This window comes from Salegentibacter salinarum (assembly GCF_900168115.1).
GTDB classification, from domain to species: domain Bacteria; phylum Bacteroidota; class Bacteroidia; order Flavobacteriales; family Flavobacteriaceae; genus Salegentibacter; species Salegentibacter salinarum.
Window position 1 is genome coordinate 37148 of the sequence record NZ_FUZC01000010.1, and the last position, 20523, is coordinate 57670.

General features: G+C 37.4%; 20 protein-coding genes. 4 read left to right on the forward strand and 16 right to left on the reverse strand.

The window, feature by feature from the left end; all coding sequences use genetic code 11:
* Nucleotides 1-3 precede the first annotated feature (3 nt).
* Nucleotides 4-1086 (reverse strand): Gfo/Idh/MocA family protein, encoded by a 1083-nt coding sequence (locus tag B5X53_RS12650; protein WP_079713690.1) that lies wholly within the window; start codon nt 1084-1086, stop codon nt 4-6.
* Between the two features lie 147 nt (nt 1087-1233).
* On the opposite strand from B5X53_RS12650, the gene B5X53_RS12655 reads away from it, so the two are divergent.
* Nucleotides 1234-1809 (forward strand): DJ-1/PfpI family protein, encoded by a 576-nt coding sequence (locus B5X53_RS12655; RefSeq protein WP_232764044.1) that lies wholly within the window; start codon nt 1234-1236, stop codon nt 1807-1809.
* 185 nt (nt 1810-1994) lie between these two features.
* On the opposite strand, the gene miaA is transcribed toward B5X53_RS12655, so the two are convergent.
* From miaA to B5X53_RS12690, 7 genes are all read right to left on the reverse strand, one after another.
* Nucleotides 1995-2906 carry a tRNA (adenosine(37)-N6)-dimethylallyltransferase MiaA gene (miaA, locus tag B5X53_RS12660; RefSeq protein WP_079713591.1) on the reverse strand — a complete coding sequence of 304 codons (912 nt, stop codon included), beginning with the start codon at nt 2904-2906 and terminating at the stop codon, nt 1995-1997.
* Entirely contained in the window at nt 2896-3729 is an 834-nt protein-coding gene (locus tag B5X53_RS12665) for an ion transporter (protein WP_079713592.1), read from the reverse strand. Before B5X53_RS12665 ends, miaA begins: the two co-directional genes overlap by 11 nt.
* A gap of 68 nt (nt 3730-3797) precedes the next feature.
* Complete coding sequence (locus tag B5X53_RS12670; protein WP_079713593.1) at nt 3798-5168, reverse strand: exonuclease domain-containing protein; 1371 nt, start codon at nt 5166-5168, stop codon at nt 3798-3800.
* A gap of 19 nt (nt 5169-5187) precedes the next feature.
* Nucleotides 5188-5844, reverse strand: a complete 657-nt coding sequence (locus tag B5X53_RS12675; RefSeq protein ID WP_079713594.1) for a YggS family pyridoxal phosphate-dependent enzyme — start codon at nt 5842-5844, stop codon at nt 5188-5190.
* Between the two features lie 11 nt (nt 5845-5855).
* Complete coding sequence (locus tag B5X53_RS12680; RefSeq protein WP_079713595.1) at nt 5856-7100, reverse strand: DUF1015 domain-containing protein; 1245 nt, start codon at nt 7098-7100, stop codon at nt 5856-5858.
* Between the two features lie 18 nt (nt 7101-7118).
* Nucleotides 7119-8006 (reverse strand): 3-hydroxyacyl-CoA dehydrogenase family protein, encoded by an 888-nt coding sequence (locus B5X53_RS12685; protein WP_079713596.1) that lies wholly within the window; start codon nt 8004-8006, stop codon nt 7119-7121.
* Nucleotides 8007-8071: 65 nt separating this feature from the next.
* Nucleotides 8072-9037: a Gfo/Idh/MocA family protein gene (locus B5X53_RS12690; RefSeq protein WP_079713692.1), complete on the reverse strand. Its 966-nt coding sequence runs from the start codon at nt 9035-9037 to the stop codon at nt 8072-8074.
* Between the two features lie 135 nt (nt 9038-9172).
* Here B5X53_RS12690 and B5X53_RS12695 point away from each other — a divergent pair, with 135 nt between their 5' ends.
* On the forward strand, nt 9173-9814 hold the full coding sequence (locus B5X53_RS12695) for a protein-L-isoaspartate(D-aspartate) O-methyltransferase (RefSeq protein ID WP_079713693.1): 642 nt from the start codon (nt 9173-9175) through the stop codon (nt 9812-9814).
* Nucleotides 9815-9940: 126 nt separating this feature from the next.
* On the opposite strand, the gene yidC is transcribed toward B5X53_RS12695, so the two are convergent.
* The 6 genes from yidC to B5X53_RS12725 all read right to left on the reverse strand — a co-directional run bounded on the left by yidC (nt 9941) and on the right by B5X53_RS12725 (nt 15763).
* Entirely contained in the window at nt 9941-11806 is a 1866-nt protein-coding gene (gene yidC / locus B5X53_RS12700; protein ID WP_079713597.1) for a membrane protein insertase YidC, read from the reverse strand.
* A 46-nt stretch (nt 11807-11852) separates the two neighbouring features.
* Nucleotides 11853-13493: a CTP synthase gene (locus B5X53_RS12705; RefSeq protein WP_079713598.1), complete on the reverse strand. Its 1641-nt coding sequence runs from the start codon at nt 13491-13493 to the stop codon at nt 11853-11855.
* 122 nt (nt 13494-13615) lie between these two features.
* Nucleotides 13616-13852, reverse strand: a complete 237-nt coding sequence (locus tag B5X53_RS12710; RefSeq protein ID WP_079713599.1) for a DUF3820 family protein — start codon at nt 13850-13852, stop codon at nt 13616-13618.
* A 94-nt stretch (nt 13853-13946) separates the two neighbouring features.
* Complete coding sequence (locus tag B5X53_RS12715) at nt 13947-14315, reverse strand: response regulator (protein ID WP_079713600.1); 369 nt, start codon at nt 14313-14315, stop codon at nt 13947-13949.
* Nucleotides 14312-15178: a histidine kinase gene (locus B5X53_RS12720; protein WP_079713601.1), complete on the reverse strand. Its 867-nt coding sequence runs from the start codon at nt 15176-15178 to the stop codon at nt 14312-14314. The genes B5X53_RS12715 and B5X53_RS12720 overlap by 4 nt, the downstream gene beginning before the upstream one ends.
* Nucleotides 15179-15190: 12 nt before the next feature.
* Nucleotides 15191-15763, reverse strand: coding sequence for a carboxymuconolactone decarboxylase family protein (locus B5X53_RS12725; protein ID WP_079713602.1), 573 nt, complete (start codon nt 15761-15763; stop codon nt 15191-15193).
* Between the two features lie 170 nt (nt 15764-15933).
* On the opposite strand from B5X53_RS12725, the gene B5X53_RS12730 reads away from it, so the two are divergent.
* The gene (locus B5X53_RS12730; RefSeq protein WP_079713603.1) at nt 15934-17493 is read left to right on the forward strand and encodes an NAD(P)/FAD-dependent oxidoreductase; all 1560 of its coding nucleotides are present in this window, start codon (nt 15934-15936) and stop codon (nt 17491-17493) included.
* Nucleotides 17494-17600: 107 nt separating this feature from the next.
* Nucleotides 17601-19127: a GH3 family acyl-acid amido synthetase gene (locus B5X53_RS12735; protein WP_079713604.1), complete on the forward strand. Its 1527-nt coding sequence runs from the start codon at nt 17601-17603 to the stop codon at nt 19125-19127.
* Here B5X53_RS12735 and B5X53_RS12740 read toward each other — a convergent pair.
* Both B5X53_RS12740 and B5X53_RS12745 read right to left on the reverse strand, forming a co-directional pair.
* Nucleotides 19124-19702: a M48 family metalloprotease gene (locus B5X53_RS12740; RefSeq protein ID WP_079713694.1), complete on the reverse strand. Its 579-nt coding sequence runs from the start codon at nt 19700-19702 to the stop codon at nt 19124-19126. The two genes, B5X53_RS12735 and B5X53_RS12740, sit on opposite strands and share 4 nt — an antisense overlap.
* A 231-nt stretch (nt 19703-19933) precedes the next feature.
* Nucleotides 19934-20416 (reverse strand): DUF4168 domain-containing protein, encoded by a 483-nt coding sequence (locus B5X53_RS12745; protein ID WP_079713605.1) that lies wholly within the window; start codon nt 20414-20416, stop codon nt 19934-19936.
* Nucleotides 20417-20523 lie beyond the last annotated feature (107 nt).

The window sequence follows — 20523 nt, forward strand, 5'->3', positions numbered from 1 at the left end:
AGATTATAATTTTAATCTTTCCCCACCATTAGCTGCAGATTCATAGATTTTTTCAAGAATTACAATATCCTTTAATCCATCTTCCCCGGGAACCATCACTTTTTTATCATTGATAATGGCCAGGGCATCATCATCCATTTGCACTGCCTGTTGATTTTTCCCAAAAGGAGGTAATACGGTACCGTCGCTGGCTTTTCCTTTAACTCCAGAGTAAGATTGGAAAGGTCGTAAATAGTACCAGCCATCTTCACAATCTATTTCCAGGTTATTCATACTTTCCCCAAAACTGGTTTTGCAATTAGCAACAATTCCGTTAGGAAATTCAAGATCAAAAACCGTGGTTTCATCAACTTCATCAAAAATTTCAGGTCTATTTATAATATGTTTTGCGCTAACCGAAATTGGTTCTAAGCCGGTGGTATAGCGCGCTGCATTTAGCGGGTAAACGCCCATATCGTACATAGCACCGCCACCCATTTCTTTTTCTAGTTTCCAGGGATTCATAGGATCACCATAATAACCGGCTTCGGCTTTTACGTTTTTCATTTTACCAAAAGGTTTGGTTTCAGCCCATTTCATTAAGGTTTGCGTATTTTTCTCGTGTTGCATTCTATAACCAATAGAAAGTTTCACCCCGTTATCATTACAGGCTTCAATTATTTGTCGACATTCTTCTGAAGTTTTAGCCATAGGCTTTTCGCACCAAACGTGTTTACCTGCGTTGGCCGCTTTAATAGCGAACTCGGCGTGGAGTCCCGTGGGTAACACTATATAGATTACATCTATGTCATCATTATTGGCAATCTCATCCATGTTATCATAATTATACACGTTTTGATCTTTAATCCCATATTTCTTTTGCCATACAGGGATTTTCTCAGGGCTTCCCGTTACTATTCCTCTTAATTCGCAATAATCGGTTTCCTGAAGTGCAGGAGCAAGTTGTCCGGTGCTGTAATTTCCAAGGCCTACCAGGGCTACTCCTAGTTTTTCTTTATTCTTCTGAAGTAAAAAATTAGGAATTGGAAGCGTAGTGGCGGCGACAAATAGCCCCGACTTCTTGATAAATGTTCTGCGATCTTGCATAATTATGTTTTTGGCTGAACCCAAAAGTTACTCAAGCTTTTTTTAAAATGGCAATCAAAAATTATATTTAACTATTTTTTAAAAACTGATTACCAGTGCTTAGACTTAATTTTCTTAACTTAAAAATTGACTAAAACCAATATTATTATGAAAAAAATACTTTTTTTAACCGGAGATTTTGCTGAAGATTATGAAACTATGGTTCCCTTCCAGATGTTAGAAATGCTGGGGTATACTGTGCATACGGTTTGTCCGGGAAAGAAAAAAGGCGACAAGATAAAGACTGCAATTCACGATTTTGATGGAGACCAGACCTACACTGAAAAATCCGGTCATTTGTTTGAGCTCAACTATTCTTTTGATGAGGTTTTTGCAGACGATTATGACGGATTTGTAATGGCTGGTGGCCGCGCCCCGGAATATCTTAGATTGAACCAAAAAGTAATAGAAATTACGAAACATTTCTTTGAAAAAGATAAGCCGGTGGCTTCAATTTGTCATGCTATTCAAATTCTTACTGTAGCAAGAGTTTTAAAAGGAAGAACGCTCACCGCTTATCCAACCATAGGTCCTGAAATAGAACTGGTTGGTGGGACCTATAAAGAAGTTGAACCTACTGAAGCGGTGGTAGACGGTAACCTGGTAACCTCACCAGCCTGGCCTGGCCACGCAGCTTTTATAAGGGAATTTGTAAAATTACTTGGCGCAAAGATTGAGATTTAAGAGCGGGGTTTAACCACCCCTTTCTATAGCTGCGCTGAATTTATTCCCCTCCTAGAAAAGGAGGGGAGCTGTTTATGGTTTCTTAATTCATGTAAGTAGAATTATTCAAGCTCCTCCCCTTATTTTCATGGGGAGGTGACCGAAGGCCGGAGGGGTTACTGTTGAGATTTGTTTAAGAATTGGATTTATTCAGCGATTTTTACCTCAATAAATTCTTGAATTTCTTCCGGTGGAGTTTTAAAATCGAACCAGTGAATATCTTGATCTTTTCTAAACCAGGTAAGTTGTCTTTTTGCGAATCTGCGGGTATTTTTTTTGATTTCAGCTATTGCGGTTTCAAGGGAAATTTCTCCTTCCAAAAAACTAAAAAGCTCTTTATAGCCTACCGTATTTAAAGCATTGAGATCCCTTTGAGGGAAAAGCTTTTCGGCTTCCTCTAGTAAGCCTTCTTTCATCATTAAATCTACACGTCGGTTAATACGGTTATAGATTATTTCCCGATCGGCGGTAAGTCCAATACTTATCGGGATAAAATTGCGCTGTTTATTAGGCTGATTTAAATAAGAAGAATATGGTTTTCCTGATGCTATGCAAACTTCTAGGGATCTTATAACACGCTGCGGATTTTCAACATCGGCTATTTTATAATATTCGGGGTCGTGTTTTTGTAATTCTTGTTGAAGTGGTAACAAACCTTCTTCTTCAAATTTTAAATTCAGATTATGCCTGATTTCCGAAGGAACGTCAGGAAAATAATCCAGGCCTTGCAGAACACTTTTCGTGTACAAACCACTGCCGCCAACCATTATTGCCAAATCGTGATCTTGAAAAATCTCTTTTAATTTCTGAATGGCTTCAGATTCAAAATCGCCAACATTATAATTATCTTCAATAGAAATATGTTGAATAAAATGGTGTTTAGCAACCCGTAGTTCTTCAGTTGAAGGAACGGCGGTGCCGATGCGCATTTCTTTATAAAACTGCCGCGAATCAGCTGAAAGTATTTCAGTATTAAATTTTTTAGCGAGATTGATGGCCAGGGAAGTTTTACCGATAGCGGTAGGGCCAACTACATTAAGTAGATAATTATTCTTCATTGAGCTTTTTTCCGCAGTTATGGCAAAATTCAGCATCATCCATATGTTTGGCTTCGTTACAATGAGGGCAAACCTGGGTATTGGTAGGAATTGGTTTTTTTTGAGCCCGGGTAATTTCAGAAGTAACGATTCCGGTTGGGACCGCAATAATTCCATAACCTACAATCATAATAAAAGATGCGATAAACCTACCAAGGGGAGTGACCGGATGTATATCACCAAAACCAACTGTAGTAAGGGTTACAATAGCCCAATAAATACTAAGGGGAATATTATCAAAACCTCCTTTTTCTCCTTCTACCAAATGCATCACCGTTCCCATAATCACACAAATAATAAGCACGGCAAAGAGAAAAACAATAATTTTAGGCCTACTATTACGTAATGCTAATAAAAGTCGGTTAGATTCCCCGATATAGCGCGTAATCTTTAAAATTCTAAATACTCTGAGTAACCTTAACGCCCTTACCGCAAAGAGTAAATTATGGCCCCCAAGAATAAGGGAGAGATAGGTTGGGAGGGTGGAAAGTAGATCTACAATCCCATAAAAACTAAAAATATAATTTTTAGGTCTTTTAATTGCTATTACCCTTAAGATATATTCTATGGTAAAAATTATGGTAATAATCCATTCGGCAATATAAAAATGCCAATAAAATTTGAGATTAAGTGTGCTAACACTTTCCAGCATTACCAGAATAATACTTATAGCAATAACAATAAGTAAGGCAACATCAAAAAATTTACCTGCCGGGGTATCGGCCTCATAAATTATTTCGTGGATTTTGGATTTCCAGCCTGGTTTAGGTTGCGTTCTGTTCAAAAATGAATTTTTTGGAATTATTCAAATTTAAATAAATTCCTCTATGTTCTGAGTAATTTAAAACTTATTTAGTCTGCCGGGGCTAATGGTACAATTTTTAAGCGGGAATTTCGGCGTAAATAGCTTTGTATTATGTGCTGGGCGTCCCGGTCGTTTTTCATAGGAGTAATTATAGACCTGATAATATCTATATTGTTGATCTGGTGATTTAAGTTAAAATACCCAATACCTTTAAATTCGCCATCCTCAACGAGCAATGCGCTTTTTTCGTCTATATCACGGCCACGATCTATAACCAGCATATGTTGGTTTTTATAAGAATGCTGATTGATTAAGGCTCTCACCCTTTCGTTGTAAACTTCAGCCGATTCTGATTTTATGCAGGCCCCATTACATTTTTCTATGGTATAATTAAAGCAATTTCCATCACCTTTTTCCAGATTACATAACCTGGAGCAGAGCTCATAGGTTTTTGTCCACATCTCTAAAACGTTTTGAGCTCGTTTTAAAGAAGAAAAAGTGGTAATACTATTTTTTCTGCCGGCACGACCAATTTTTAAATTAATATAGCCGTCTTCATCGGTAGAGTAGTAAAGGGCGTGGCTGAATATATTCTTTTTTAAAACCTTATTGAATTTAGGTTTGTTATGTTTTATCTCCTGATTTTCTTTTAAAAGGGCTGCCAGTTCGTTTCCTGTGGCTTCAAAACTAACCGAGCTAACTTCTTTCTGCATTTCCCGGGCTTTTCGCTGTTCATTTGTGAAATGCTGGGTTACCCGTTTTTTAATATTCTGGCTTTTTCCTATGTAGATAATTTCGCCTTCTTCGTTATGAAAATAATATACACCCGTAATTACCGGTAAATCTTCAAGGATATAAACAAGACGGGTATCTATCTGGCGTTTTGGTTCTAATTTTACCGCATCTTTTAGAATATTCTTTTCAATATCTTTTGCGAGTAACATTTTAAAAAGCTTTACCGTCGCCTGCGCATCGCCACTGGCACGGTGCCTGTCGCTTAACGGAATTCCCAGCGCTCTAACCAGTTTTCCCAAACTATATGAGTCCTGCCCGGGAATAAGTTTTTTGGAAAGTTCTACCGTACAAAGAGATCTCCTTTCAAAATCGAAACCAAGCCTTTTAAATTCGGTGCGAAGAATTCTATAATCAAATTTCGCATTGTGGGCTACCAGAACACAATCTTCAGTAATTTCTACAATGCGTTTAGCTACTTCGTAAAATTTTGGTGCATTACGAAGCATTTCGTTATTAATTCCCGTGAGGTTAACCACAAAGGGCTGAATTGGTTTTTCGGGGTTTACAAGACTTATAAACTGGTCTACTACTTTTAAACCATCAAATTTATAAATTGCAATTTCCGTAATTCCTTCTTCGTTATATTTACCACCGGTGGTTTCTATGTCTACTACTGCGTACAAAAAATATTTTCTCTATCTCTTAATAATTCCTTTCACCAAAAATATCACTTCCTATGCGTACCATATTACTACCGCTATCTAAAGCGATTTTGTAATCTCCGCTCATTCCCATAGAAAGGATATTCATATCTGAATATGTCTCTTTAAAATCGTCAAAAACCGATTTAAGGTGTTCAAATTCTTTTTTTACCTGAGATTCATCATCTGTAAAAGTAGCCATTCCCATGAGTCCTTTTACCTTGATGTGATTTAAGCTTTTAAACTTGTCTGAATCTAATATTTCCCTGGCTTCTTCAGTCGAAATTCCATATTTACTCTCTTCTTCAGCAATCTTAATTTGCAGAAGACAATCTATAGAACGTTCATTTTTGTCGGCTTCTTTATTAATTTCTTTCAATAATTTTAAACTATCTACCGCGTGAATCAGAGAAACGTAAGGCGCCATGTATTTCACCTTGTTTCGCTGCACGTGCCCAACCATATGCCATTTAATATCTTTGGGAAGTTCTTCCCATTTCTCAGTCATTTCCTGAATTTTATTCTCTCCAAAATGTCTCTGGCCGGCTTCATAAGCTTCTAAAAGATCTTCTGTAGGTTTGGTTTTTGAAATAGCCACTAAAGTGACATCTTCAGGAAGTTCAGTTCTATATTTTTTTATATTTTCAGCAATACTCATGCAATCAATTTTTAGTTGGTTTCAAACTCGTAGATAGTGAGGCCGTTTAAAAGTTTGGGTTCAATATAGGTACTTTTGGGAGGCATCGTTAATCCTTCGTCGGCAGTTTCTTTTATTTCATCAATACTTAAGGGAAGCATTCCAAAACCGACTGCAAATTCACCTTTATCTATACGAGTTTTGAGCTCAATTAAATCATTTTTACCGTGAATATAAGAAATACGCTTATCATTTCTAAGGTCTTCAATTCCCAAAATTGGTTGAAGCACTTTTTTATACAGAATATAGGGATCTAATTTAGTCAAAGAATCTCCAAATTCATAGTTTGTTTTTCGCAAATAAAGCGAATAAAATTCCCCGTCTAAATACATATTAAAATGATGCTTTTGCTGGGGTTTATAAACTTCCATCCCGTGGTTTTCAATTCTGAAATATTCATCCAGCTGGATAAGAAATTCTTCTTTGGTATTCCCGTTTAAATCGGTAATGAGTCTGCTGTATTCGTGAATATTAAGGTTACTTTCTGAAATAAGGTAACTCATAAAAAAGTTATAAGGTTCTTTCCCGGTATGATTTGGGTTAGCCTTCCTGGATTCCTGCGCCAACAAATAGGAGGAAGCACTTCGATGGTGACCGTCTGCGATATACAAATGCGGCATTTGCTCGAATTCTTCCTGAATTTGCTTTAATAAATCAACCTGATCTATTTTCCAGAGATAATGAATTTCCCGGTTTACAGTGGCAAATTCATATTCGGCACGGGTTTGCATTACCTGGTCAATAACTTCATTTATTTTGGAATTATCGGGGTAGGTTAGAAGTACAGGTTCGGTATTAAAACCTACAACTTTAAGATAATCCTTAAACAAAGTTTCACGGCGCGCAATAGTATCTTCGTGCTTTTTTATAAGATTATTCTCATAATCTTCGGCACTGGCAGCAGCAATAATACCGCAACAGGTAGTTTCCCTGCTTACTATTTTATACAGATAATAGGCCGGTTTTTCATCTTTTATAAATGAATTTTCTTCCCTGAATTCCAGGTAGCGATTTTTTACCATCTGGAAGCGTTGCCCGCCGGTTATTTCATGCTGGAATTTATAACCCGGATTCAAAATATGTAAAAATGAATAAGGGTTATATTGTAAAATTGATCTTATTTCAGCTTCAGTATAATCTTCAAAAGATTTTGTAGCTACAAGTCCGGCTTTGGCCCGTTGCGGCCTTACAGCTCTAAATGGAAGTATTTTTGTCAAATCTAATTATACATTTATTTAGCTGAATTGTGCTGAAACCTTTTCGGCTTTTTTACTTTCAGAATAGTCGTAAAAACCTTCTCCAGATTTTATTCCCAGTTTCCCGGCCATCACCATATTCCTCAATAATGGGCAAGGTGCGTATTTCGGATTTTTAAAACCATCATACATCACTTCTAGAATAGAATGGCAAACATCAAGACCTATAAAATCGGCCAGTTGAAGTGGGCCCATTGGATGCGCCATCCCGAGTTTCATAACAGTATCGATTTCTTTTACACCGGCCACGCCGTTATAATAAGTTTCAATCGCTTCGTTAATCATTGGCATTAAGATTCGGTTGGCTACGAAACCGGGGTAATCATTAGCTTCAACCGGAACTTTATTTAGTTTTTCTGAAAGTTCCATAATGCTTGAGGTAACTTTATCACTTGTGCTGTAACCGCGAATAATCTCTACCAGTTTCATAATTGGCACCGGATTCATAAAATGCATTCCAATTACACGTTCGGGATTAGAAACTACCGAAGCGATTTTTGTAATAGAAATAGAAGAAGTATTACTCGCTAAAATCGTTGAAGCTGAACAATTCTCGTCCAGTTGCTTGAAGATTTTTAGTTTTAAACCTTCATTTTCTGTAGCGGCTTCAACTACCAGGTCTACTTCTTTTATTCCGGTAGGAATATCGGTAAAGGTTGTAATGTTGTTTAAGGTCGCTTCTTTATCTGCTTCGCTAATTTTTTCTTTAGAAACCATTCGGTCTAAATTTCCCGAAATAGTTTTCATCCCTTTATCGAGGCTTTCTTCTGAAATATCTATTAATTTAACCTGGTATCCAAACTGGGCAAAAGTATGGGCGATTCCGTTGCCCATGGTTCCTGCTCCTATAACTGCTACATTCTTCATTTTATGTGGTTTTATATAGAATCAAGTTCAAAATAATTCTGAAACTTGATTGTAATTAATATTTTTTATTTACTAAAATTTGCAATAACTCTATTTGCGACGCGCAAGGCTTCAGCGCCCTGTTCCAGCGTTACAATTGGCGTGGTATTATTATTTATGGCATCGGCAAATGTTTCTAACTCATCTAAAATGGCGTTGTTTGGAGAAACATCAGGGTTATCAAAATAGATTTGCTTTTTAACGCCTTCCGCATTTTGTAAAACCATCGCGTAATCATCCGGAGTTTCCGGAGCGTCTTTCATTTTTACGACCTCGCATTTTTTCTCCAGGAAGTCTACCGAGATATACGCGTCCCGCTGAAAAAACCTTGATTTACGCATATTTTTCATTGAAATTCGGCTGGCGGTTAAATTGGCTACGCATCCGTTTTCAAATTCAATCCGGGCGTTGGCAATATCGGGAGTATCACTAATTACTGAAACTCCGCTGGCGTTAATATTTTTCACCTTAGATTTTACTACACTTAGTACCGCATCAATATCGTGAATCATTAGATCCAGGACCACAGGAACATCAGTTCCGCGCGGATTGAACTCTGCAAGGCGATGCGCTTCTATAAACATAGGATTTTCAATCCTGGAAGCCACAGCCCTAAATGCGGGGTTAAAACGCTCTACGTGGCCTACCTGGCCTTTTACACCGTGTTTTTTCGCTAAACCGATAAGTTCTTCGGCTTCAGCAAAAGTGTTAGTTATGGGTTTTTCTATAAAAAGATGTTTTCCCTCAGTAATAGTTTTTTTGGCGACTTCAAAGTGAGAAAGGGTAGGAGTTACCACGTCGACCACATCTACGGCGGCGATAAGCTCACCTATGGAATCAAATTTTTTATAACCGAATTCTTTAGAAACCTTTTCGGCATTTTCTGAATCGGCATCGTAAAAACCGACAAGTTCATATTTTTCAGACTGATTAAGTAATTTGAGATGAATCTTTCCTAAGTGTCCTGCACCAAGCACGCCAGCTTTCAACATATTAATTAGCATTTTTCACAAAAATAGCATTTTGATTGCAAATAGTTTAGCAATATAGAGGAGAATCTCCCCCGTTTTCGCTTGGCATCTTTGACTTCTAATGAGTATTTTTGCATTTTAAACGGGAAGAAAGTGATTGAAGATAACTATAGACATAAGGGAAAAAGACAGCAATTGGTAAAAACCGTAAAGAAAAAGGGAATTACCGATAAAGCAGTTTTAGATGCAATTGGGAAAATTCCTAGGCATTTATTTATGGATAGTAGTTTTGAAGATCACTCCTACCAGGATAAGGCTTTCCCTATAGCGGCAGACCAAACGATTTCCCAACCATATACGGTTGCTTTTCAAACCGAAAAACTGGAAATTGAAAAAGGTGATAAAGTTTTGGAAATAGGAACCGGAAGCGGGTACCAAACTGCCGTTCTTTGCGAACTTGGCGCAAAAGTCTATAGTATTGAACGCCAACGGGAACTTTATAAGAAAACAAAAGCCTTTTTAAATAAAATAGGCTACCGCCCTAAACATCTAAGTTTCGGTGATGGTTACAAAGGAATGCCAGATTATGCTCCTTTTGATAAAATAATTGTGACTGCCGGTGCGCCTTTCGTGCCAAATGATCTTTTAGGACAATTAAAGGTTGGCGGTAAAATGGTAATTCCTGTGGGCGACGATATACAAATAATGACCCTTTTTATAAGAAAATCGCCGAAGGAATTTGATAAAACCGAGTTTGGACAATTCCGGTTTGTACCTTTGCTGGGGGATAAGAATTAAAAAAGACTGTTTAAATAGTTTCAATCCTTTCGTCATCCTGAATTTATTTCAGGATCTAACTTGTTATTAAATAGTAAAGCCGGTTTAAAACATTTTTAAACCGGCTTTACTATTTAAGGAATCAACTTATTTCTTTTTCTGCTTTTGTTGTTGCTCTGCCTGCTCCATCATTTCCTGCATTTTCCTGGTGAACTTGTTTTGCTTTTTAGGCTTCTTCTTGTTCTCCTGGATTTTTGCGTGAATTTTATCTTCATCAATAATCACATATTTAATCACCAACATAATTCCGATAGTAATAAGGTTAGAGGTGAAATAGTAAAGTGAAAGTCCACTGGCAAAGTTGTTAAAGAACACAAGCATAAATAACGGCGACAGGTACATAATAAATTTCATATTTGGCATTCCCGGTTGTTGGGCCTGCTGCATACTTTGGCCGGTGGTCATCATCATATAAACAAAGATAGCTATAGATGCTAAAATTGGGAATAAACTTACGTGATCTCCATAAAAGGGGATATGAAACGGTAATTCGGCGATGGTATCATAACTCGATAAATCATCTGCCCATAAAAATCCTTTTTGTCTTAGCTGGAATGCACTTGGGAAAAACTGGAAAAGTGCATAGAAAACCGGAATTTGCATCAGAGCCGGTAAACAACCACTCATTGGGCTGGCTCCCGCTTTGCTGTAAAGCTTCATGGTTTCCTGCTGCTTCTTCATCGCGTTATCTTTGTACTTCTCGTTAAGCTCGTTAATTTCAGGTCTTAAAACCTTCATTTTAGCTTGAGAGAGATAAGATTTATAGGTAACAGGAGAAAGCACAATTCTCACCACAATGGTCATTACAATAATGGCAATACCGTAACTAGGTAGAACTCCGCTAAGAAATGAGAAAAACGGTATGAAAACATATTTGTTGATCCATCCAAAGATTCCCCAACCTAATGGTACAATTTCATCCAGATTACGATCATAATTATTAAGGATTGTATAATCTGTTGGGCCGTAATACCAGTTCATATTATAATTAAGCTCTCCGCCATTTAACTCTAGTGGCATTTGAGCAGCAAAATTTTTGGTATAAACCGTATCTACTTCCTCATCCTGTACCAGGTTTTGCGAATTGAATTTTCCACGAGTAAATGGAGTGTCAGTTAGTAAAATAGAGGTAAAGAAATGTTGTTTAAAGGCTACGTATGTAACATTCTCATCTTCCTGCTCTTCAGAGTCACCGCCACCTAGATAGTCATCGTCACCATCATCATATTCATAAATGAGTTCAGTATATTGATTTTCGTATGAAATACTTTTGGCGTGACGGTAACCTTTTAACTGCCAATCCATATTAATATCCCTGGAACTGCTAAATACGTTACTTAGACCCTGAGATCTAATGCTGAAATCCAGCATATATTCTCCCGGTTTCAATACATAGCGATATTCAAGGAATTCGTTTTCTGCAACCTTCAGTTTCATAGAGATAATCTGGTTATCTCCGCTTTGAGTAACTTCAGGTTCGAAATAAAGGTTTTCAGTATCTAATGTTCTACCGTCTGTAGTGGTAAAATTAATGTTGAAAGAAGCATTTCCGTCTTTAATTAAATAAACCGGAATAGAATCAAAGGTTTTAAAATTCGTTAATCTTGCTTCTGAAATATACCCACCCTTATTATCAATTTTAAGTTCTAAAACATCATTAGAAATTGTAGTAGTATTTTCTGTAGCCGATGGAAGACTGGCTGAATACCCAAAGGCACCCAAACGCTCACGAGCCTGGGAAAGGGCAGTAGAATCTGCGCCCGGAGTTTGTGTTTCCTGTTGCTGTGGGGGTTGATTGGAATCTGTATTTCCGGGAACTTCAACCTGTTCGGTTTCCTGTTGTGGTTCTACTTCTGCTTCCGAAGGGCTGTTGGTGTACAACATCCAAAGTAAAATTCCACCAATAAGTATGAATCCAATTAAGGACTGAACATCAAATTTTTTTTCTTCCATGCTTTTCTAAACTATAACTTGCTTTTGGTCAATAAGTCGGCCACTTTTATTTTTGTGCCAGACTGGCATTTTTTCTTTTTTTGGAGAAATCGTAGGCAGCCTTAATAAAGGCGATAAAAACCGGGTGCGGAGTCGCAACTGTACTTTTATATTCCGGGTGATATTGAACTCCCACAAACCAGGGGTGTTCTTTTAACTCTATAACTTCTACCAGGCCGGTTTCGGGATTTATACCCGTACTTAGCATTCCTGATTTTTCCAGTTCTTCCTTGTATTTGTTGTTGTATTCGTAACGGTGACGATGTCTCTCTTTAATTTCGGTTTTACCGTATGCTTCGTGAATTTTTGAACCTTCTGTAAGTTCACAATCCCAGGCACCCAGTCGCATAGTTCCGCCCTTATGAGTAACCTCTTTTTGTTCTTCCATTAGATCTATAACCGGGTGTTTGGTTTTAGGATCCATTTCGGTAGAATTGGCAGTTTTTAACTTTAATACGTTCCTGGCAAATTCAATAACTGCCATTTGCATTCCTAAACAAATGCCCAAAAACGGCAAATTATGTTGGCGTGCATATTTAACCGCATCAATTTTTCCTTCAACTCCACGTTCTCCAAATCCAGGTGCAACTAAAATTCCGTCTAAATTGGCGAATTTATGGTCAATGGTATTTTCATTAATAAATTCAGAATGAATACTTTCTACATTTACCTTAACTTCATTTTCTGCACCCGCGTGAATAAAAGCTTCCAGGATAGACTTATAGGAATCCTGCAGCTCCACATACTTCCCAATTAAGCCAATAGTAATTTCAGCTTTAGGATTTTTATGCCGATCTAAAAACTGGTTCCATCTATCTAAATTTGGCGTGGTTTCGTCAGGTAGGTGTAATTTCTTTAAGGTTACTGTGTCCAGGCCTTCTTTCAGCATTAAATTTGGGACATCGTAAATAGTAGCAGCATCAATGCTCTGGATAACCGCTTCCTGTCTCACGTTACAGAAAATCGCCAATTTACGCCGAATATCATCTGAAAGTTCGTGCTCGGTTCTACAAACCAGGATATCGGCTTTCAGTCCGCTTTCCATCAAAGTTTTTACGCTGTGCTGGGTTGGTTTGGTTTTTAATTCACCGGCAGCGGCAAGATAGGGCACAAGTGTAAGATGAATAATTAGAGCGTTTTCATCGCCTAATTCCCACTTCAACTGTCTAACCGCTTCAATATATGGTAAAGATTCAATATCGCCTACAGTTCCGCCAATTTCGGTAATTACAATATCGTAATCACCGTTTTGGCCAAGGATCTGGATACGATCTTTAATTTCGTTAGTAATATGCGGAACAACCTGAACGGTCTTTCCAAGAAATTCCCCTCGGCGTTCTTTTTCAATAACACTTTGGTAAATACGGCCTGTAGTTACATTGTTTGCCTGAGAAGTATTTACGTTCAAAAAACGTTCGTAATGGCCAAGGTCAAGATCGGTTTCAGCGCCATCTTCGGTAACATAGCATTCGCCGTGTTCGTAAGGATTTAGGGTGCCGGGATCTACGTTAATGTAGGGGTCGAGTTTCTGAATAGTGGTTCTAAATCCACGCGCTTGTAGTAATTTTGCCAGAGAAGCTGCTATAATTCCTTTTCCAAGGGAAGAGGAAACGCCGCCGGTGACAAAAATATACTTGGTTTCGGCCATCTTAAGAAGTGTTTGTTGCGTTGTTTGATTCAGGGCGCTAAATTACAAAGAAGAATAGAAAAGCCGTTAATTTTAAACCTAATATTTTTAAAGTTAAAACCGCGTTTTAGACTGAAGAATACTCAGGGTTTTGGAAACTTTCTTCTTATATCTCTAAGCAATTGTTCCATCCCGTTGAGTTTAAGTTCAAACACCTCGCTCATTTGTTGGCCAAGTTTACCTTCTGGGAATCCTTTTTGGCGATACCAAACCAAATAATATTCCGGAATGTCGCTTAAATAATAGCCTTTATATTTTCCAAAATGCATTTTAGCGTGGGCAAGTTCTAAAAGTGCTCTATGATTTGGTTTTAAGCTCATTTACTCGATAATCGAGATTAAAATGTTAGGAGATTAATCTCTAAGTTTGAAATATTTTTTTTATGAACGGCTTGGAAGTTTTCCTCGATGTAGGTTACGATTGTTGCAAAAGCGGTTGGAGCTGGGCGAATTTATTCTTGTTCAAAGGCTTTTCTATAAATTCTATTACCGAAGGATATTCTTTTGCTTTATTACGGTCTACGGCACTGGTACTGGAGGTAAGGATAATTATCCTATGCTGATGCCCTTTAGCTTTCAGGCAATCAAGAAATTCCCAACCATTCATTTCAGGCATATTTAGATCTAAAAATATAAGCGTGTTTTGCCGCTCTTCCAAATAGGCCAGGGCTTCTTCTGGATTAGTGAAGTCTACTACATCTTTATCATAACCTTCTATTTCCAAAAGTTTTCGGGTAATAAAATTGGCTATGGGCTGGTCGTCTACAAGGATAATGGTCCTCATAATTCTTTTGCTTTTAGCTGGGTTAATTCTAAAGAAGCCATTTCAATAACTTCCCTTAATACCTTATCCATTTCTTCTGATGATTGTTTAAGTTTTGGTACTAATTCTTCCCTGCAGGTTTTATCGTCAAAAACTTCAAAAAGCTGAACTATACCCTGAATTCGGGATAAAGGTTCTCTAACATTATGGGCATTTAAAGCTGAAATATGTAATAATTTCTCATTCTTTTCTACCACTTCTTTAGTACGGTCAGCGATGGTTTGCTTTTGGTTTTCTACGATTTGATTGATTTTTTTATTCTGATTTTTAATTACGTCTAATGCTTGTAGCAAGGATTGATTTTTATGGTAAAGCTCTTCTTTTAAATAAATTTCCTGAAACTTCGCCTGGAAACTATCGCTTATTAATTTTAGCATTTCAATATCTCCAACATCAAAAGCTTTATTTTTATCTGAGATTAGGGAAACAGTAAAATCTACATCCATTTTTTTAAAAGTCCAGCACCATAAAGATGGGGATTCTAAGGTGGTAGAAACAATTTTCTCACTTAATTGAAACGGAATTTCTTCCGTCTTAACCGGAATATTATTCTCTAAAATCCGCAATTCATGAGCAAGTAAATTTTCTTTTGAAATAAGATCAAATTCACCACTGGAATTGCACTGGCAATAGACTAAATATGAGCCGGCCTGGTTTATACAAATTCTAAAAAGATGAAAATTAAGCAGATATTTTAAAAAACGCACAGAAACCTGAGAAACTTCTTCTAAATTTTTGCAACGATTTAGATTATTGCTGAATTTAGAAAAAGTTTCATAAGTAATTCTATAAACCCGGGAGGTTCTGTCCTGTAAGGATTCCATATAAAAATGAACTTATTCCGGAGTTTCCAGTAATTCGTTGTCTATTTTAATTCCTGAAACATCGGCTATGGTATTCAGCATATTCACTAAATCGGCCTGGGCCATTAATTCCTGAACTTCTCGTTGAGAAAAACCTGCTTTTTCCAGTTCCTCAAAATCTTCATCTGAAACTTCGCTATGGTTTAACGCGGCATGGGTGACAATTTTTACCGCAGTTCTAAAACTAGCCGGCATTGAAGGGGAATTGATGTTTTCTGTAGCTTTAAAACCTTCATCTTCAGAAATCATAGCACTCATACTATCGGCAAAAATCCCGTGAGCGTGAGAACAATAATTACAGCCACGTTCCTTAGACACATTGTATATTATAAGTTGTTTAAGCACATTAGGTACTTCTCCTTCCATCAAGGTATTCTTCAATTTACTCCAGTTTCCTTTTAATAAAGTAGCGTTGGTGCCCTGGCATTTAAACCAATTTAAAACAAATGGAAGTTGGAGGGTTTTTTTGGTATCATCATAAATTTCCTGAACTTCGGGAGAGGCCTCTTCATAAGAAACCATAGGGTAGCGGGCTGTAGAATTCATTCGGGTAGTTGTATAAAATAGATTTGGGTTTTTAAAGCTTGTCCAAAATAAGTCAATATTTTAAAACCTCCTAAATTAATTTAGTGGCATTAGCCTTTTAACAATTGTCTAATTCTATTAGTTTTAACAGACAAATTTGAAAAGTATATTTTTGTGACAGATTTTATAAAATGAAGTATCAATATCAAATTCGAGTAAGCCCGGAAGAGGCTGCAAATCAGCATAAACTTAAGCAGGCAGTTTCCCGGCACGGGGGTATAGCTAAAAAGGATATTACTTATGTAAATGTTTTAAAACGATCTATTGATGCCAGGCAAAAGGATATAAAAATCAATTTAAAGGTTGATGTATACGTAAAAGAAGCATTTACTGAAGAAAAAATTTATCTCCCAGATTACCAGAATATAGAAAATAAAGAAGAAATTATAATTATTGGAGCCGGCCCTGCCGGTCTTTTTGCTGCACTACGTTGTATTGAATTAGGATTTAAACCCATTATTATTGAAAGGGGAAAGGACGTCAGAACCCGGCGGCGAGACCTGAAAGCACTCAATATTGAACATATTGTAAATGAGGATTCCAATTACTGTTTTGGAGAAGGTGGCGCCGGAACTTACAGTGATGGAAAACTCTACACCCGCTCTAAGAAACGCGGGGATGTAGATAGAATTCTGAAATTATTAGTTGGTTTTGGGGCTACTTCAGAAATTATGGTAGAGTCGCACCCGCATATTGGTACAAACAAACTCCCGGCGATTATTGCGGATATCAGAGAGCTCATTTTAAATTGTGGTGGAGAAGTTCTTTTTGACACCCGGATGACCGATATCCTTGTTTTAAATAATGAAGTTACCGGAATTAAAACCCTAAAAGGCGAAACAATTAATTCGAAAAAAATTATCCTGGCTACGGGACACTCGGCCAGGGATATTTTTGAACTTTTACATAGGAAAAATGTAAAAATTGAAGCCAAAGCTTTTGCGCTAGGGGTTAGGGTAGAGCACCCACAAGAACTTATAGATCAAATTCAGTATAAATGTGATTCCAGGGGAGAATTTCTTCCACCTTCGCCTTATAGTATTGTGAAGCAAATAGGGGGTAGGGGTATGTACTCTTTTTGTATGTGCCCCGGCGGAATTATCGCTCCCTGCGCTACCGCTCCGGGTGAAGTAGTTACCAACGGCTGGTCTCCCAGTAAACGCGATCAACCAACCGCGAATTCGGGAATTGTGGTAGAGTTAAGGCTTTCAGATTTCAAAAATGCTGAAGGGAATCCGTTGGCTGCAATGGAATTTCAGAAGCAAATAGAACAAAAAGCCTGGTTGGAAGGCGGAAGCACCCAGAAAGTTCCTGCGCAACGTTTAGTGGATTTTATCCGGGGAAAAGTTTCTGCTAATTTGCCGGTTACGTCTTATAAACCCGGTGTAACTTCAACTGATTTGGGTGAAGTTTTTCCCGATTTTATTCATAAGACTTTACAAGGCGGGTTTAAAGAGTTTAACAAAAGTATGCGTGGTTTTTTAACCAACGAAGCTGTGGTTCACGCCCCGGAATCCAGGACTTCCTCCCCGGTAAGAATCCCGCGAGATCCTTACACTTTTGAACACGTGCAAATAAAAGGGCTTTATCCCTGCGGGGAAGGTGCAGGTTATGCCGGCGGAATTATTTCTGCAGCAATAGACGGGGAAAGGTGTGCCGAAAAATGTGTGGAAAGTCTCCAGCAATCTTAGCCGTTTATAAAGGTTAAATTATTGATAATTGTCAAGACATTAATAATGTTGATTTTGGTTTTTTTTATCTTCAATTTTGAATATAACCACCAATAAAAATCAAGATTATGCCCATAGTAGGTTCCTTAATTAAAAGTCTTATAGATCTTCGCGATACCATTGTTTCTGAACCGGAAGCAGAAGAAGCCCAAAAAGAGGTACTTACTAAATTGCTTAAAAAGGCACAAGACACCCAATTTGGAAAACATTACGATTTTGAATCTATTTTAAAGTCAGGTGATGTTCAAAAGACATTTGCTGATAAGGTGCCTTATTTTGATTACAATAAGCTTAATAATGAATGGTGGTATAAATTACACGATGGTGAAAAAGACGTTACCTGGCCGGGAAGGCCTCCTTATTTTGCCGTAAGTTCTGGAACTACCGGAACAAGCAGTAAACGTATCCCAGTTACCGATGAAATGCTGGAATCTATTAGAAAGGCAGGTATTAAACAGGTGAGTGCATTAAGCAATTTTGATCTTCCGCCAGATTTCTTTGAAAAGGAAATTATGATGCTAGGAAGCTCTACCGATCTTGAGAAAGAAGGCGACCACGAAGAAGGTGAAATTAGCGGGATTAGTGCAAGTAATATTCCTTTTTGGTTTCGCGGGTATTATAAACCCGGGGAAGAAATTTCAAAAATTGAAAAATGGGATGAGCGCGTTCAACGTATTGCCGAAAATGCTAAAAACTGGGATATTGGAGCCCTAAGCGGAATCCCGTCCTGGCTTGAACTTATGATGAAAAAGGTTATTGAACATAATAATCTTGATAATATTCACGATATCTGGCCAAACCTCAGAGTTTACGCTTCAGGCGGAGTTGCATTTGAACCTTACGAAAAGAGTTTTAATGATTTATTGGGCCACCCAATTACAGTTATTGATACTTACCTGGCTTCAGAAGGATTTTTGGCAGTCCAGGCGCGACCTGATACTAATGCCATGAAGTTGATTCTGGATAACGGAATTTATTTTGAATTTGTTCCTTTTAAAGCTGAATACATTAATCAGGATGGTTCTATTGTTGAAGATGCACCGGTTATTTCTTTAGGTGAAGTTGAAGAAGAAAAAGATTATGTGCTGCTGATTAGTACCGTTTCTGGCGCGTGGAGATATTTAATAGGAGATACCATTAAATTTACTGATGTTGAACGAAAGGAAATTCGCATCACCGGAAGAACAAAATTCTTTTTAAACGTGGTTGGTTCTCAACTTTCAGTTAATAAAATGAATGATGCAGTGCAGGAGCTCGAAGAAAAATTCGATATTAAAATTCCTGAATTTACGCTGGCTGCGGTAAGAATTGATGGAGAGTTTCATCATCACTGGTATTTAGGAACCAAGGGTTCTACTTCTGAAGAAGAATTAACTACAGCTTTAGATGAATCTTTAAAAAATGCGAATAAAAATTATAAGGTAGCTCGTTCTAAAGCTTTAAAAGGCGTAAAAGTAACGAAAGTGCATCCAGAGATGTTCCCTGAATGGAACGCCGCTAATAAGAAAAAAGGAGGACAGGTAAAAATGGAAAAAGTGATGGATGAGGAGAAATTTGCGAAATGGGAAAAGTTTGTAAAAGAACAAAAAGCCTAATCGTCGTCTTCGTCAATTTCATCAATTAAAGCCATAATCTCCTCTTGTGACAGGTAGAGTTTTTTAATTCGGGCTTTATAGGCATCAGCGAGGTGAGTGTGGTTTAAAATAAAATCTTTAGTAGCAATAATATATTTTCCAAGTCCATGGTTTACTGCGTATGTATCTGCGGCTCTTTCCGCTTCCTGGATATATCTTTTGGAAGTAAGATATTTAGCCCCAAACCATACCATATTTATTGCACTGCGTTCGCGATAATCCATAATGTGGCCTAGTTCGTGCCCAATCCAGCCAATAAGCACATCTGAAGGAACATTTTTCACATCAAAGACTTCATCTTCAATTTTAATATGCTCACTTATCATCACAAAATATGAACGATTTTTTTTATTCTTTAGCAATCCTGAAACTTTTGGCTGTGCCTGCATAAAAGATTTCTGAATCTTCTTTTTAAATTTGAATTCAATAGGAGTGTCTTTTAACTCCGGGTAATGGGAAAGGGCTACATAGGTTTCCCTCCAAATTTCATCGGGCACAATTTTATTTTCAAATTTTAAAGTATCTTTTTGTTTCATTTTTTCCTGGGCATAAAGCGCACTCCAATTCCATTGGCAAAATAGAATTGCTGTAATTAATAAAAAATATGTTTTAAGTATAGATTTCAATTTGGACTGTTTCTGTATAGAGCTAAAAATATAGTAAACCTGCTGGTTTCGCCAAGAAAGTAGTTATAAAATAAACATAAAAAAAGGCCACCTATAGGGGTGGCCTTTTTTATTACAATATTTCTAAAACTTCTTTAGAAATTATCCTTGCATTAACTGCTGTAATCTCTGTTGTAGTTCAGTATCGGTTTGAAGTGCCATTGCGATTTTCTCGTAACGTGCAACATCAAGACCTTCCTCTGAAATAGCACTTTCCATTTCTTTCTGGAATTCGCCTTGCATACCTTCAATTTCAGTAACAACTTCTTTGTGCTTTGTCATTTCTTCTTCAGTAGCATCAACCTCGGTATTTGGGTCTAAAGAGGCCTGGTGAATTTCATTAAAACGCTGAATGTCAAATCCGCTATCTTCTACTTTCTTCGCCATCTCCTGTTGCGCCTGCTGGTTTACCATTCTAATTTTTTGGTAAGCATCAGCAAATTTAGAAAGCTCCTCGTCACTAACATCTACTTCTACAGCTTGCTGTTGTTGCTGTGGCAGTTGTTGAGTTTGGGCAAATACACTTGCTGATCCTAATAAGGCAAAAGCAAATAATAAACCTGCAATCTTTTTTGATTTAATCATAATCTTTGTTTAAAGTTTTTAATGAAACGCAATCTAAAAAGATCATATTGGGACACAAAAAATATCCGTAATTTGTTTTATTTTTTTAGAGAAAGTTAACTGAAAAC